Raw genomic sequence first — 14,430 nt, forward strand, 5'->3', positions numbered from 1 at the left:
CAGGGGCGGGGCCTCGGGTCCCCATGATTCCGGGCCGAACCGTCGCCGGTGGCTACACTGCTGCCGGCTCGCTCTCCCTCGCGCCGGACCGGGCCGCCGCTTCCTGAGCCCGCTCCCGGGCCTCGCGCCGGGCCAGGACGACCCAGCCGACCGGGACGGCCGCGGAGAACAGCCACCACTGGACGGCGTAGGCGTAGTTCAGTGCGGCGTCCTCCTTGCCGGGGTCGCCCAGCAGCTCGGGGACGTCGCCCTGGGGCTCGGGAGCCGTCTGGGTGATGTAACCGCCGAGCACCCGGGCGTCCAGGTGGTGGGCCTGCTGCTTGCTGTTGATCAGCATGATCTGCCGGTCCGGCAGGCCTTGGAGGTCCTTGATGCCGCTCGCCGCGGTCGTCTCGTCGGGCATCAGCCGCCCCTCGACGGTCACCTCGCCGCTCGGCGGTGCGGGGACCTTCGGGAACGTGGTCTGGCTCGGGCCCTCGGAGGGGATCCAGCCCCGGTTGACCAGCAGCACCTTGCCGTCGTCGAGGACGAAGGGGGTCAGGACGTGGTAGCCGACCTCGTCGTCGGAGTTGGTACGGCGCCGGACCACGACCTCGCCCTCCGTGTCGAAGCGGCCCTTCGCCGTCACGGTGCGGTAGCGCTCGGCGCTGGTCACGGTGTGCCCGGGCGTGGTCAGCTTCTCCACGGGCACCGGCTCGGCCGCCAGTGCGTCGGTGACCAGCTGATTCCGGGCGGTGCGCTCCTCGTAGCGGTGCATCTGCCAGATGCCCAGCCTGATCATCGTGGGGATGAGAAGCAGGGCGATCAGCGTGAGGATCACCCACTGCCGGGACATCAGGAAGCGGTACACCCCACGACCGTACAACTCGGTCGTGGGGTGCATTCGGGCGGGTACGGGTTCACACCTTGTCGACGATTCCCGCCTTTCCCTCCGCGCGGGCGCAGTGGGCGCCGCAGTACCAGTGGCCCTCGACCTCGACACCCTGGCCGATGATCTGCACCCGGCAGTGCTCGCAGATGGGGGCCATGCGGTGGATCGCGCAGGAGAAGCAGTCGAAGACGTGCACCGCGCCCTGCGCGTGCACCTCGAAGGTCATTCCGTACTGATTGCCACATACCTCACAGGTCGCCATGCGCCACAGGGTGAGCCGTCACCCCCGCGCGGGCGAGCGGGCGCCGGGCGAGTCGCCCGGTTATCACCCGTCCGTACGGTCATCCCTCCGGCGCCGGCTCCACATCCGCGAGAAGCTGCCCGAACGCCGCCTCGTCCACGACCGGCGTACCGAACTGCCGGGCCTTGACGACCTTCGACGTGCCCGAGTCCGGGTCGTTCGTGACGAGCAGGCTGGTCAGCCGGGACAGACTCGTGGCCACGTGCAGCCCGGCCTCGGTCGCGCGGTCCTCCAGCAGATCCCGCTCCACGGAGGTGTCACCCGAGAAGGCGACCCGCATGCCCTGCTTGAGCCGCCCGCCCGGCTCGTAGCGGCCGGGGTTGGGGTAGGGGCAGGCGGGGCGCTTGCGGGCCGGGCGCCAGCTGCTCGGCCGGTAGCTGCCGTATCCTCCCGGACCCGCCTGCTGTCCGATGCGGGGTGCGGCGGGGCGGTCCGTCCACTCGGTCAGCGGCCGGCACTCGTGCAGCGGCAGCCGTACGTTGTTCGCCGCCGCGGCCCGCAGGCTCGGCCGGAACGCCTCCGCCAGCACGCGGGCGTCGTCCAGCGCGTGGTGCGCCCGCTGCTGGACGACGCCGTAGTGCGCGGCGAGGGATTCCAGCTTGTGGTTGGGCAGCGGCAGCCCGAGCTCCTTGGAGAGCGCGATGGTGCACAGCCGCTGCCGCACCGGCGCCTCGCGCTCGGCGCGCGCGTACTCCCGGGCGATCATCTGCCAGTCGAAGACGGCGTTGTGGGCGACGAGCACGCGTCCCGCCAGTCGGGCCGCGAACTCCTCGGCGATGTCCGGGAAGAGGGGCGCGCCCTCCAGCGCCTCGCTCGTCAGCCCGTGGATCCACACGGGGCCCGGGTCGCGCTCGGGGTTGACCGTCGTGTACCAGTGGTCCTCGACCTCGCCGCGCTCGTCCAGCCGGTAGACCGCCGCGGAGATGATGCGGTCGTCCCGGGCCAGGCCCGTGGTCTCCACGTCAACGACCGCGTATCCCTTGGGATACGCGGCCGGCCACGGCGTGGCAGAGAACACTGCGGTCGTCAGGTCTTCCAGCATGGTTCCTGAGGATACGGGCCACGACTGACACCACGGTCCGCCAGGGCGAGCGTCCGTTCTTCCGATACTCCCTCAGGCGCTGTGTCCGGTCTGTCCGTTCGTGGGGCGTACGTCTGATCGATACTCAGTCGATCAGCGGGGCGTTCCCCGTACGCCGGCGCCGGTCGTCGCCCCATCGGACCGGCGGATATCGCCGCCCGGGCCCGGTCGGCCGGCGGCACGCCCGCGGCGCTCGGCGCGCGCGGGAGCAGGCCGTGACGAGACGCGGGGAGCGGGCCGTGACGAGACGCGGGGAGCGGGCCGTGACGAGACGTACCCGCGTCACCAGCGGATGGGCACCGGAAGCACCGTCAGCAGCCCGGACGCCGCGACGACCAGGCCCAAGGCGACGACCTCCGCCCGGGCCGGAGCGCAGGCGCTCAAGGGGTCGGGCGCCCGGCGCAGGCGTCGCCGGGCCCACAGGGCGAGGGCGGCGACGGCGGCCACGAGAACCACCTTGGCGAGCAGCGCACGCCCGTACGCCGTCCCCGTCAGCTGCTCCAGGATCGTCTCCGGCGGCATCCGGCGCAGGGAACTGCACACGCCCGTCGCGGTGATGACGGCGAGCAGCACGACCGCCACGCGCGCGTAGAGCCCCAGCAGCGCCACGCCCGCCGCCGTGCCGTTCCGGAGGTGCCGGAGCCGCAGGACGCGCAGCGCGTGCAGCAGTCCGCCCGCCCACAGCGCCGCACAGAGCAGATGGACGAGCGTCAGCCCGGAGCCGAGGAGCGGGTGGTGCTCGGTCGTGGGATGTGCGCGCAGGGCCTCGGCCACGACCACGGCGGCCAGCGGCCACACCTGGGTGACCGGCCGGCGCGACGCGGCGCACAGCCCCGCCACCAGGAACGCGTTGACCTCCAGCAGGGCCAGCTTGCCGTCCCGGGAGGCGTAGAGACCCCCGACGTCGATGTCCGCCAGGTCGTCCGGCACGAGATTGCCGGTGGCCACGACCGAGGCGAGCCCGAGGGCGGCGAGGAAACCGGCGGTGGCCGCGAGCGGGGACCAACTGCGGGGCACGTCCGAGGGATCACTCTGGGGGCCGGGCAGTGATCGCGCCAGCCGGTTCACGAACAGTTCGCCGACGGGTATGCACAGCGCCGCGAACAGCACCGTGCGCAGCAAACCGATGCCGCCGGCGCCGGGCGCTTGCGCCTCCCCGGTGCCCTCCAGCGCGGCGGAGGGGCCGAGCAGCGGGATCAGCGCGGCCAGCGTCACCAGCACCAGGACCGCCGGCGCCCGGCCCGCGCCGAGCCGCGGCACCGGCACCGGCACGCAGGGGTCGGCCGGGCCGGGGGTGGGTCTCGTCAAGGTCACCCCAGGATCTTCACCAAGCTGCACACCGCCGGGCAAGTCGGCGGAACTCGATCGACCCGGGGGCGGCCGACCACCCCAGCCGCACCTCCCTACGGACAAGGAACCCTGCCGCGGACACGAAACGGGCCGGGCGGGTGTCCCCGCCCGGCCCGGATCGCCTCACACGAGCTCTACTTGGTGACCGCGTCCAGCGCGTCCGCGATGCCCCGGCCGTAGAAGCCGTTGCGGTTCTTCGAGCCCTCGCACACCGCGTCGATCTTGCCGTCGGCGTCGATGTCGTACGGGTTGGTGCACGGCGTGGCGTCGGCCTCCGCGTACAGCAGGGCCTTCACCAGGGCCGGAGAGGCGTACGGGTGCGTCGACTTGATGAGGGCGGCGACGCCCGCGACGTGCGGGGACGCCATCGACGTACCGGCCATGTAGCCCCACTTGCCGCCCGGCAGCGTGCCCAGGATGAGGCCGCTCGTGGCCGGCGCGTCCGGCTTCTGGTAGGCGGTCGAGTCGCCGCCCGGGGCGGCAATGTCGACGACGCCCATACCGTGGTTGGAGAAGGACGACTTGATGCCCTTCGCGCCCGTCGAGGCGACGGTGACGACACCCGGCAGCTGGGTCGGTATGTCGAGGCACTCCGAGGGGTCGACGACCCGGTCGCCCGGGGTGGTGTCGTTCGGGGACGACGGGTCGGTGATCTCGTCGGAGGCCAGGTCGTAGTTCTCGTTGCCGGCCGCGGCGACGTTGACCGCGCCCTTCTTCTCCGCGTACCGCGAGGCCCGCTTGACTGCCTCCACGAGCGCCTTCTGGTCCGGGTCGTTCTTGCAGTTGAAGTACCAGGGGTCCGTGTAATAGCTGTTGTTGGTCACGTCGACCCCGTGCTCGGCCGCCCACACGAAGCCGCACACCACGGCCTCGGTGTAGAAGAAGCCGGCCGTGGTGGACACCTTGATGCCGGAGACCTTCACGCCGGGCGCGACACCGGTCATGCCGACACCGTTCTTGGCGGCGGCGATCTCACCGGCGACGTGGGTGCCGTGCGGGCTCTCCGCCGCGCTCGGCCGCCAGGCACCGTCGGACGTGTCCGGCTTGCCCGACACACAGTTGACCGACGCCTTGCGGTCGAAGTTGGGCGCGATGTCGGGGTGGGTGTCGTCGACACCGGTGTCGATCACGGCGACCGTGACCTTCTTGCTGCCCAGCGACTTCTCGTGCGCCTTGTCCGCCTTGATGGCGGGCAGGTCCCACTGCTGGGGCTCCAGCGGGTCCTGCCCGGCGGGAGCCTCGGCCCGGGCGACCTCCGCCGCGCTCAGCACCTTCGGCGCGCCCAGGTCGCCCGTCGACGCCGAGGGCAGCGGCGCGGTGCGGGTGGCACCCGCCGACTGCACGCCGCGCACCGTGCGGATGGTCTTGGCGAAGTCGGGGTTAGAGGAGTGGACGACGATGACGCCGATCTGGTCGTACGACGTCACGACCGTGCCGCCCGCCTTGGCGACGGCCTTCTTCACGTACGCCGAAGTGCCGTGCCCCGGCTTGACGTTGACGACGTAGCTGAGCGGGGTCGCGTCGGCCCGGGCCGACGCGGGAGCGGGGGCGTCCTCGGCGGCCGTGGCCATGGTGTTCGGCAGGAACGCGAGGGCCGTGGCCATGGCCATCCCGGCCGGGATCGCGACGGCGCGACGATAACGCGCGTACGGCGCAGTCATGGTGTCTCCAGTTCGTTCACGGTACGAGCTGATCTTGCGGAGGGGCTCGGTGGCAGGCCGGGTCACTTGACCGCGCGCAGCGCGTTGACGATGCCGTGGCCGTAGAAGCCGTTGAAGCGCTTGCCGCCCTCGCAGACCGCGTCCTGGGTGCCGTCGCCGTCCTGGTCGTAGGAGGCGGGGCAGGCGGTCTCGTCGGCCTGGGCCTTCATCAGTGCCTGGAGCTGGGCGGGAGACGCCCAGGGGTGCTTGGACTTCAGCAGCGCGGCGACACCGGAGGCGTGCGGCGAGGCCATCGAGGTGCCCTGGAGGAAGCCCCACGTGCCGTTCGGCATCGTGGACAGGATGCGGCCGTCCTTGGAGGGCGTGTCCGGGATCTGGTAGCGGCGGTCACCACCCGGCGCGGCGACGTCGACGACGCCCTCGCCGTACGACGAGAAGTACGACTTGACGTTGTCGACGCCCGTCGAGCTCACCGTGACGACACCCGGCAGCTGGTTCGGCACGTCGAAGCACTCGTGCGGGTCGATGGTGCGCTCGACCGGGGTGGAGTCGTCCGGGCTGGAGTCGTCGACGATGGCGTCCGCGTCCAGGTCGTGGTTGGAGTTGCCCGCCGCGGCGACGTGGAGCGTGCCCTTCTTCTGGGCGTACAGCTGCGCCCGGTTGACCGCGTCGACGATGGCCCGCTGGTCCGGGTCGTCCATGCAGTTGTACAGCCACGGGTCGACGTAGTAGCTGTTGTTGGTGATCTCGACGCCGTGGTCGGCGGCGAAGACGAACGCGCACACGACGCTCTCCGGGTAGAAGAGGCCGTTCGCCCGGTCGGTCACGTTGATGCTGGACACCTTCACACCCGGAGCGACGCCCGCGACGCCGACGCCGTTACGGGCGGCGGCGATCTCACCGGCGACATGCGTGCCGTGGTAGTCCTCCGGCGTGTACGGCCGCCAGGCGCCCTCGCTGGTGTCGGGCTTGCCGCCGGCGCAGTTGGCGGACTGGGACGCGGAGAAGTTCGGGGCGATGTCGGGGTGGGTGTCGTCCACGCCGGTGTCGATCACGGCGACGGTCACCTTGCGGCTGCCCGGGTTGATCTGCGCGGCCTTGTCGGCGCCGATCGCGCGCAGGTCCCACTGGTCGGCCTCGAGGGGCTCGCTCTGGGGCGTCTTCGCCGAGGCGGCCTCGGCGCGCTTGGCCTGGGCGGCCGTCAGGTACTCGACCGCGCCCTCCTCCTTCGTCCCCGCGGGCGTCAGCGGCGTCGTCCGCGTCGCACCCGCCGACTGGACCCCGCGGGCCTTGCGGATCGTCTTGGCGAAGTCGGGGTTCGAGGAGTGGACGACGATCACGCCGATCCGCTCGTACGTGGTCACGACCGATCCGTCGGCCTTTCCGATCGCCTTCTTCACCGACGCGATCGTGTGGCGGTCCAGCTTGGTGTTGACGACGTACGCCAGCGTGGGCGCGTCCGCCGTCCGGGCGGCCGACTCCGTGTGCGGGGCCGCCGACGCGGCGGCCGGCAGGAAGCCCAGCGAGGCCGTCAGGGACAGCACGACGGGCACGGCGAGGGCGAGCCGGTGTCTGGAACGCAAGTGAGACATGGGGTCTCCACATCCTCCGGAAACGAAACCGGCCCGAGGCACAGGTGGTGCTCGGGCAGGTACATGACGTGGTGGTGCAGGGCGAAGCTATCCCGGCGCCTCGCTGGCCAGCAACGCTTTGTCGAAACGACTTCGGAAAGAAAGCCGGGCCGTTGAACCGGTTCTCGCGTGCCGCCGTGACGTTGAACAGGGAGCGCGAGGACACTCGCCCCCGTCCCCGTTCACAACCGCTTCCTTCATCGCGAGGAGACTCCGTGGCCACCGACGCACCGCCCCCCTCCAAAGAGCAACACAAGCTCCCCTCACCCGAGGAGTTCACCGAGGTGCAGGAGAGCGCGGAGTTCGGTGAACTGCGCCGCTCCTACCGCTCGTTCGCCTTCCCGCTGACCGTCGGCTTCATCACCTGGTACCTGCTGTACGTCCTGCTCTCGAACTACGCGGGCGGCTTCATGGGCACCAAGCTGTTCGGCAACATCAACGTCGCCTTCGTCCTCGGCGTCGCCCAGTTCGTCACCACGTTCCTCATCGCCTGGTGGTACTCGCGGCACGCCGCCGCGAAGCTCGACCCCAAGGCCGAGGCCATCAAGACCCGGATGGAGAGCGGCGCATGAGCCCCGTACAGCAGACCTTCCTCGCCGCGAACGAGGCCAGCGAGCACCGCCCGCTGATCATCACCCTGTTCGCACTGTTCGTCCTCGCGACCCTCGGCATCACCGTCTGGGCGGGCCGCCAGACCAAGGACGCCGCCGACTTCTACGCCGGCGGCCGCCAGTTCAGCGCCTTCCAGAACGGCCTCGCCGTCTCCGGCGACTACATGTCCGCCGCGTCGTTCCTCGGCATCGCGGGCGCCATCGCCCTCTTCGGCTACGACGGTTTCCTCTACTCCATCGGGTTCCTGGTCGCCTGGCTGGTCGCCCTGCTCCTGGTGGCCGAGCCGCTCAGGAACTCCGGCCGCTACACCATGGGTGACGTCCTCGCGTACCGCATGCGCCAGCGCCCGGTCCGCACCGCGGCCGGTACGTCCACGATCGTGGTGTCGATCTTCTACCTGCTGGCGCAGATGGCCGGCGCGGGCGTCCTCGTCTCGCTGCTGCTCGGCATCACCTCCGACGCCGGCAAGATCCTCATCGTCGCCCTCGTCGGCCTGCTGATGATCGTCTACGTCTCCATCGGCGGCATGAAGGGCACCACCTGGGTCCAGATGGTCAAGGCCGTGCTGCTCATCGGCGGCACCCTCCTGATCACCTTCCTGGTCCTGCTGAAGTTCAACTTCAACATCTCCGACCTGCTCGGCACGGCCGCCGAGAACAGCGGCAAGGGCGCCGCCTTCCTGGAGCCCGGCCTCCAGTACGGCGCGACCGGCACCTCCAAACTGGACTTCATCTCCCTCGGCATCGCCCTGGTGCTCGGCACCGCCGGTCTGCCGCACATCCTGATCCGCTTCTACACGGTGCCCGACGCCAAGGCCGCCCGTAAGTCCGTGAACTGGGCGATCGGCATCATCGGCGGCTTCTACCTGATGACGATCGCGCTCGGCTTCGGCGCCGCCGCACTCATCTCGCAGGAAGAGATCATCGCTTCCAACCCGTCCGGCAACACGGCGGCGCCCCTGCTCGCGCTGCACCTGGGCGGCGTCGACTCGACCTGGGGCGCGATCCTGCTCGCGACGATCTCGGCGGTGGCCTTCGCGACGATCCTCGCCGTCGTCGCCGGCCTCACCCTCGCCTCGTCGTCCTCCTTCGCGCACGACATCTACGCCAACGTCATCCGCAAGGGGCAGGCCTCCGGCGCCGAGGAGGTCCGCGCGGCCCGCTGGGCGACCGTCGCCATCGGCATCGTCTCCATCGGCCTCGGCGCCCTGGCCCGGGACCTGAACGTGGCCGGTCTGGTCGCCCTCGCCTTCGCGGTCGCCGCCTCCGCGAACCTCCCGACGATCCTCTACAGCCTGTTCTGGAAGCGCTTCACCACCCAGGGCGCGCTGTGGTCGATCTACGGCGGTCTGATCGTCGCCGTCGGCCTGGTGCTGTTCTCGCCCGTCGTCTCGGGCGACCCCAAGGCGATGTTCCCCGAGGCCGACTTCGCCTGGTTCCCGCTGAAGAACCCGGGCATCATCTCCATCCCGTTCGGCTTCCTCATGGGCTGGCTCGGCACGGTCCTGTCCAAGGAGGAGCCCGATGCCAAGAAGTACGCGGAGCTGGAGGTCCGGTCCCTGACCGGCACCGGAGCCCACTGAGCACGACCCGTCCCGCGCGGCCGTGTCGTAGGAACCTCCGGGTTCCCGCGGCACGGTCGCGTCCCGCGTCGTGGGATCGGGTCTGTGGCGTTGTCGGTGGGGTCACGTAGGCTCGCAGGTATCGGAGAAGCAGTGCCGCACGCACGATCCGCGACGAGGGAGGGGGCCCACGTGCTCATCGACACCTACGGCCGGGTGGCCACCGACCTGAGGGTCTCACTGACCGACCGATGCAACCTGCGCTGCACGTACTGCATGCCCGAGGAGGGCCTGCAGTGGCTGGCCAAGCCGGACCTGCTCACGGACGACGAGATCGTCCGTCTGATCGACATCGCGGTCACCTCCCTCGGGATCGAGGAGGTGCGCTTCACCGGCGGGGAGCCCCTGCTGCGACCGGGCCTGGTCGGCATCGTCGAGCGCGTCGCCGCCCTGGAGCCTCGCCCTCAGATGTCCCTGACGACGAACGGCATCGGCCTCAAGCGCACGGCGGCGGCCCTGAGGGAGGCGGGACTGGACCGGGTCAACGTCTCCCTCGACACACTCCGCCCGGACGTCTTCAAGACCCTCACCCGCCGCGACCGCCACAAGGACGTCATCGAGGGCCTGCACGCCGCCCGCGACGCGGGCCTCACCCCGGTCAAGGTCAACTCGGTCCTGATGCCCGGGCTCAACGGCGACGAGGCCCCCGACCTGCTGGCCTGGGCCGTGGAGCACGACTACGAGCTGCGCTTCATCGAGCAGATGCCCCTGGACGCCCAGCACGGCTGGAAGCGCGACGGCATGATCACGGCCGGGGACATCCTGGCCTCCCTGCGCACCCGCTTCGACCTGACCGCGGAGGGCGAGGAGAAGCGCGGCTCGGCCCCGGCGGAACGCTGGCTGGTCGACGGCGGACCGCATGTGGTCGGCGTGATCGCCTCCGTCACCCGCCCCTTCTGCGCGGCCTGCGACCGCACCCGCCTCACCGCCGACGGCCAGGTCCGCACCTGCCTGTTCGCCCGGGAGGAGACGGACCTGCGCGCCGCCCTGCGCTCGGGCGCCCCGGACGAGGAGATCGCCCGCATCTGGCGTCTGGCGATGTGGGGCAAGAAGGCGGGAGCGGGCCTGGACGACCCGACGTTCGTCCAGCCCGACCGGCCGATGTCGGCCATCGGAGGCTAGAAGCCCGGGCCGGGAGGTCCGGGACCTTCAGTCCTGGGGCTCCCACTCCTTCAGCAGGACCGCGTCCTTCAGAAAACCCCGCGCCCCGAGGAACTGCGACAGATGCTCGCGATGCTCCTCACAGGCCAGCCATGTCTTGCGCCGCTCCGGCGTATGGATCTTCGGGTTGTTCCACGCCAGCACCCACACGGCGTCGGCACGGCAGCCCTTCGCGGAACAGATGGGCGTCTCGTCACTCACAGCTTCGTCTCACAGAAAAGGCGACGCCGAGCAGCCACGGGGGGAGCTGCCCGGCGTCGGTCCGTCGCTCCGACGGGGGATGCGGAGCGCGTACGAAGTATGTCACGGGTAACCCCGGGCCCGGCACTGGAACAACATGATTGATCTGAGCTTTTCTTGAGCTTGGCGGGAAGACGGCTTCCCTTCGCGGCCTTCCGTGATCTCACCCCGGCAGAGCCCTATCGCTCGTGCGACTCGCTCCGCGCACCCGGCACCGTCCCGGACACGGCATCTTCCGCGGCGGGTTCCGCCGGACCGTCACCCGGCCCCGACGGCGCGATCATCGGACGCACCGGCGGTGCCACGAACGTCGACGGCAGAGACGGCGCGTTCTCGCGCCCGGCGTTCGCGATCACCACCGCGATGTACGGCAGCACCAGCCCGAGCACCAACGCCACGACGGCGACGTGCCGTTCGACGTTCCACAGTGTGGCCGCGAGGATCACGGAGATCGTGCGGACCGTCATCGAGATCACGTAGCGGCGCTGCCGCCCGCGTACGTCGTCCTGGAGTCCCGCCCGGGCACCGGTGATCCGGAAAACCTGGACGTTGCCGCCGCCACGCTGCTTCCGCATCGCATTCCACCATCCGCCCGTATCGGACTCTCCCCGCCCCGTAGCCGCCCACGGCCGGTCGGGGAAACCTGACCGGGACACCTTCCACGGTACGCCGCGCCTGCGCCGGCCACGAGACCGGGTGGCGCTTGGCCGGAGCGGACGGCCTGCGCCGTAACGCGTACGGCCCCTTCGGCATGCGGCCCAGGACACCTGGGCCGACACTGGCCGTAGTGCTCACGTCGAGCCGTACGAGGAGGCAGCGATGGGCTGGTTGTGGGCGATCGTCGTAGGACTGGTGCTCGGTCTGCTCGCCAAGGCGATCATTCCGGGCAAACAGCATATTCCGCTGTGGCTGACCGTCATCCTGGGCATGATCGGCGGCATCGCCGGCAATGCCATCGCCCGGGCGGCCGGTGTCGAGGCCACGGCGGGCATCGACTGGTGGCGGCACATCTTCCAACTGGTGGCCGCGCTCATCCTCGTCGGTCTCGGTGACCGGGCCTGGACGGCGGCCCGGGGGAACAGACGCAGGGCGTAACGGGGCACACACAGGAAGGGGGGCGGCCTTCCGGTATCGCCCGGAGGCCGCCCCCTTCACCCTGCTCTCAGGCGCCCGTGACCTCGACCGCCGCCAGGTTCTTCTTGCCCCGGCGCAGCACCAGCCAGCGGCCGTGCAGCAGGTCCTCCTTGGCGGGGACGGCGTCCTCGCCGGCGACCTTGACGTTGTTCACGTAGGCGCCGCCCTCCTTGACCGTGCGGCGCGCGGCCGACTTGCTGGCCACCAGGCCGACCTCGGCGAAGAGGTCGACGGCCGGGCCGAGCTCGCCGACCTGGATGTGCGGCACCTCGGAGAGGGCCGCGGCCAGCGTCCTCTCGTCGAGCTCCGCCAGCTCGCCCTGCCCGAAGAGGGCCTTGGACGCGGCGATCACGGCGGCCGTCTGGTCGGCGCCGTGCACCAGCGTCGTCAGCTCCTCGGCAAGAGCCCGCTGCGCGGCCCGGGCCTGCGGACGCTCCTGCGTCTGCCGCTCCAGTTCCTCCAGCTCCTCGCGTGAGCGGAAGGACAGGATGCGCATGTACCGGGAGATGTCCCGGTCGTCCACGTTCAGCCAGAACTGGTAGAACGCGTACGGCGTGGTCATCTCCGGGTCGAGCCAGACGGCGCCGCCCTCGGTCTTGCCGAACTTGGTGCCGTCCGCCTTGGTCATCAGCGGCGTCGCCAGCGCGTGCACCGTCGCGTCGGGCTCCAGACGGTGGATCAGGTCCAGACCCGCCGTGAGGTTGCCCCACTGGTCGCTGCCGCCCTGCTGCAGCGTGCAGCCGTGGCGCCGGTAGAGCTGGAGGAAGTCCATGCCCTGCAGGAGCTGGTAGCTGAACTCCGTGTAGCTGATGCCCTCGGAGGACTCCAGGCGGCGGGCCACGGAGTCCTTCGTGAGCATCTTGTTGACGCGGAAGTGCTTACCGATGTCCCGGAGGAACTCGATCGCGGAGAGCCCTTCCGTCCAGTCGAGGTTGTTGACCATGAGGGCCGCGTTCTCACCCTGGAAGTCGAGGAAGGGCTCGATCTGGGCACGCAGCTTGGCGACCCAGCCGGTGACCGTCTCCGGGTCGTTCAGCGTGCGCTCCGCGGTCGGGCGCGGGTCGCCGATCAGGCCCGTGGCACCGCCGACCAACGCCAGCGGCCGGTGACCGGCCTGCTGAAGCCGGCGCACGGTGAGCACCTGCACCAGGTGCCCCACGTGCAGCGACGGCGCCGTCGGGTCGAAACCGCAATAGAACGTGACGGGACCGTCCGCGAGCGCCTTGCGCAAAGCGTCCTCGTCAGTGGACAGGGCGAACAGCCCGCGCCACTTCAGCTCGTCGACGATGTCCGTCACGGTTCTCGTGTCTCCTCGATGATCTTCGGGCAGTCGGGTGACAGCCGACTACGAGGTTATACGCCCTGGCTGACAGAGCTCATATTGAAATCGGGGACCCGCAGCGCGGGCATCGCCGCCCTGGTGAACCAGTCGCTCCATTCCCTCGGCAGAGTCTTCTCGGTCCGCCCCGCCTCCGTGGCCCGGCCGAGCACCCCGACCGGCGATTCGTTGAACCGGAAGTTGTTCACCTCGCCCGTCACCTCGCCGTTCTCGACGAGGTAGACGCCGTCCCGGGTCAGACCCGTCAGCAGCAGCGTCGCCGGGTCGACCTCCCGGATGTACCACAGGCAGGTCAGCAGCAGGCCGCGCTCGGTGTTCGCGACCATCTCGTCCAGGGAGCGGTCCTCGCCGCCGTCCAGGACGATGTTGTCGATGGCCGGCGCGACCGGCAGCCCGGTCAGGCCGGCGCTGTGCCTGCTGGTCGTCAGGTGCCGCAGCTCGCCCTCGCGCATCCACTCGGTGGCCCCGAGCGGCAGCCCGTTGTCGAACACCGACTGATCGCCCCCCGAGGAGTGCGCGATCACGAAGGGCGCCGACTCCAGGCCCGGCTCGTCGGGGTCGCTGCGCAGGGTCAGCGGCAGATCGGTCAGCTTCTCGCCGACCCGCGTGCCCCCGCCCGGCTTGGAGAACACCGTGCGGCCCTCGACCGCGTCCCGGCCCGACGCCGACCACATCTGGTAGATCAGCAGGTCCGCCACGGCCGTCGGCGGCAGCAGCGTCTCGTAGCGCCCCGCCGGCAGCTCCACACGCCGCTCGGCCCACCCCAGGCGCACGGCCAGCTCCGCGTCCAGCGCCGCAGGGTCGACGTCCTTGAAGTCGCGGGTGGAGCGCCCGGCCCACGCGGACCGGGTGCGGTCCGGGGACTTGGCGTTCAGCTCCAGCGTCCCGTTCGGCTGGTCGTGCCGCAGCCGCAGCCCCGTGGACGTGCCGACGTACGACGACACCAGCTCGTGGTTGGCGAAGCCGTACAGCTCGCGGCCGCCCGCACGCGCGCGTGCGAAGGCCTCGCCGAGCGCCGGGGCGAAGTCGGCGAACACGGCCGAGGAGGTCTCGGCGGGAGCCTCCGTGAACTCCGGCGACCGCTCCACGCCCGTGACCAGCGGCTGTGCGTCCTCGGCGGGTGCGGCGCCGCGCGCCGCGGCCTCGGCGGCCCGCACCAGGGGCTCCAGCTCGTCGGCGGTCACGGCCGATCGTGACACGACCCCGGAGGCCGTGCCCTCCTTGCCGTCGACCGTGGCGACGACGGTGAGCGTGCGCCCGCGCGTGACGCCGTTCGTGGTCAGCGCATTGCCCGCCCAGCGCAGGTTGGCGGTGGACTGCTCGTCGGCGATGACGACACAGCCGTCCGCCCGGGACAGTTCGAGGGCGCGCTCGACGACCTCGTGCGGCTTGCTGGAACGCGCGCTCATCGACCGGCCTCCTGGGTCG

The 14,430-nt window shown here is 70.9% G+C and carries 14 protein-coding genes; 4 read left to right on the forward strand and 10 right to left on the reverse strand.

What is annotated here, in order from left to right; translation table 11 throughout:
* Nucleotides 1-52: 52 nt before the first annotated feature.
* The 6 genes from ACIQHQ_RS06365 to ACIQHQ_RS06390 form a co-directional block, all read right to left on the reverse strand.
* Nucleotides 53-850 (reverse strand): SURF1 family protein, encoded by a 798-nt coding sequence (locus ACIQHQ_RS06365; protein ID WP_402610548.1) that lies wholly within the window; start codon nt 848-850, stop codon nt 53-55.
* Nucleotides 851-899: 49 nt separating this feature from the next.
* Nucleotides 900-1,133, reverse strand: coding sequence for a hypothetical protein (locus ACIQHQ_RS06370; RefSeq protein WP_078615365.1), 234 nt, complete (start codon nt 1,131-1,133; stop codon nt 900-902).
* Between the two features lie 79 nt (nt 1,134-1,212).
* Nucleotides 1,213-2,214 carry a DEDDh family exonuclease gene (locus ACIQHQ_RS06375; protein ID WP_402610549.1) on the reverse strand — a complete coding sequence of 334 codons (1,002 nt, stop codon included), beginning with the start codon at nt 2,212-2,214 and terminating at the stop codon, nt 1,213-1,215.
* 321 nt (nt 2,215-2,535) lie between these two features.
* Complete coding sequence (locus ACIQHQ_RS06380) at nt 2,536-3,567, reverse strand: CopD family protein (protein WP_402610550.1); 1,032 nt, start codon at nt 3,565-3,567, stop codon at nt 2,536-2,538.
* A gap of 170 nt (nt 3,568-3,737) precedes the next feature.
* Nucleotides 3,738-5,264: a S8 family peptidase gene (locus ACIQHQ_RS06385; RefSeq protein ID WP_402610551.1), complete on the reverse strand. Its 1,527-nt coding sequence runs from the start codon at nt 5,262-5,264 to the stop codon at nt 3,738-3,740.
* A gap of 62 nt (nt 5,265-5,326) precedes the next feature.
* Nucleotides 5,327-6,856 (reverse strand): S8 family peptidase, encoded by a 1,530-nt coding sequence (locus ACIQHQ_RS06390; RefSeq protein ID WP_402610552.1) that lies wholly within the window; start codon nt 6,854-6,856, stop codon nt 5,327-5,329.
* Between the two features lie 254 nt (nt 6,857-7,110).
* On the opposite strand from ACIQHQ_RS06390, the gene ACIQHQ_RS06395 reads away from it, so the two are divergent.
* The 3 genes from ACIQHQ_RS06395 (at nt 7,111) to moaA (ending at nt 10,250) form a co-directional block, all read left to right on the forward strand.
* Nucleotides 7,111-7,467 carry a DUF485 domain-containing protein gene (locus ACIQHQ_RS06395; protein ID WP_402610553.1) on the forward strand — a complete coding sequence of 119 codons (357 nt, stop codon included), beginning with the start codon at nt 7,111-7,113 and terminating at the stop codon, nt 7,465-7,467.
* Nucleotides 7,464-9,089 carry a cation acetate symporter gene (locus tag ACIQHQ_RS06400; RefSeq protein WP_402610554.1) on the forward strand — a complete coding sequence of 542 codons (1,626 nt, stop codon included), beginning with the start codon at nt 7,464-7,466 and terminating at the stop codon, nt 9,087-9,089. The genes ACIQHQ_RS06395 and ACIQHQ_RS06400 overlap by 4 nt, the downstream gene beginning before the upstream one ends.
* A 171-nt stretch (nt 9,090-9,260) precedes the next feature.
* Entirely contained in the window at nt 9,261-10,250 is a 990-nt protein-coding gene (gene moaA / locus ACIQHQ_RS06405) for a GTP 3',8-cyclase MoaA (RefSeq protein WP_402610555.1), read from the forward strand.
* A 27-nt stretch (nt 10,251-10,277) separates the two neighbouring features.
* On the opposite strand, the gene ACIQHQ_RS06410 is transcribed toward moaA, so the two are convergent.
* Together ACIQHQ_RS06410 and ACIQHQ_RS06415 are read right to left on the reverse strand one after the other, a co-directional pair.
* Nucleotides 10,278-10,490: a hypothetical protein gene (locus ACIQHQ_RS06410; protein WP_402610556.1), complete on the reverse strand. Its 213-nt coding sequence runs from the start codon at nt 10,488-10,490 to the stop codon at nt 10,278-10,280.
* A gap of 218 nt (nt 10,491-10,708) precedes the next feature.
* Nucleotides 10,709-11,104, reverse strand: coding sequence for a DUF3099 domain-containing protein (locus ACIQHQ_RS06415; protein ID WP_402610557.1), 396 nt, complete (start codon nt 11,102-11,104; stop codon nt 10,709-10,711).
* 244 nt (nt 11,105-11,348) lie between these two features.
* Between ACIQHQ_RS06415 and ACIQHQ_RS06420 the strand changes: the two genes are divergently transcribed.
* Nucleotides 11,349-11,624: a GlsB/YeaQ/YmgE family stress response membrane protein gene (locus ACIQHQ_RS06420; protein ID WP_402610558.1), complete on the forward strand. Its 276-nt coding sequence runs from the start codon at nt 11,349-11,351 to the stop codon at nt 11,622-11,624.
* A gap of 67 nt (nt 11,625-11,691) precedes the next feature.
* Here ACIQHQ_RS06420 and tyrS read toward each other — a convergent pair whose 3' ends face one another.
* Together tyrS and ACIQHQ_RS06430 are read right to left on the reverse strand one after the other, a co-directional pair.
* Nucleotides 11,692-12,960 (reverse strand): tyrosine--tRNA ligase, encoded by a 1,269-nt coding sequence (tyrS, locus tag ACIQHQ_RS06425; protein WP_402610559.1) that lies wholly within the window; start codon nt 12,958-12,960, stop codon nt 11,692-11,694.
* A gap of 56 nt (nt 12,961-13,016) precedes the next feature.
* Nucleotides 13,017-14,411: a metallopeptidase TldD-related protein gene (locus ACIQHQ_RS06430; protein ID WP_402610560.1), complete on the reverse strand. Its 1,395-nt coding sequence runs from the start codon at nt 14,409-14,411 to the stop codon at nt 13,017-13,019.
* Nucleotides 14,412-14,430 lie beyond the last annotated feature (19 nt).

The organism is Streptomyces sp. NPDC092370, from assembly GCF_044755265.1.
GTDB lineage: Bacteria > Actinomycetota > Actinomycetes > Streptomycetales > Streptomycetaceae > Streptomyces.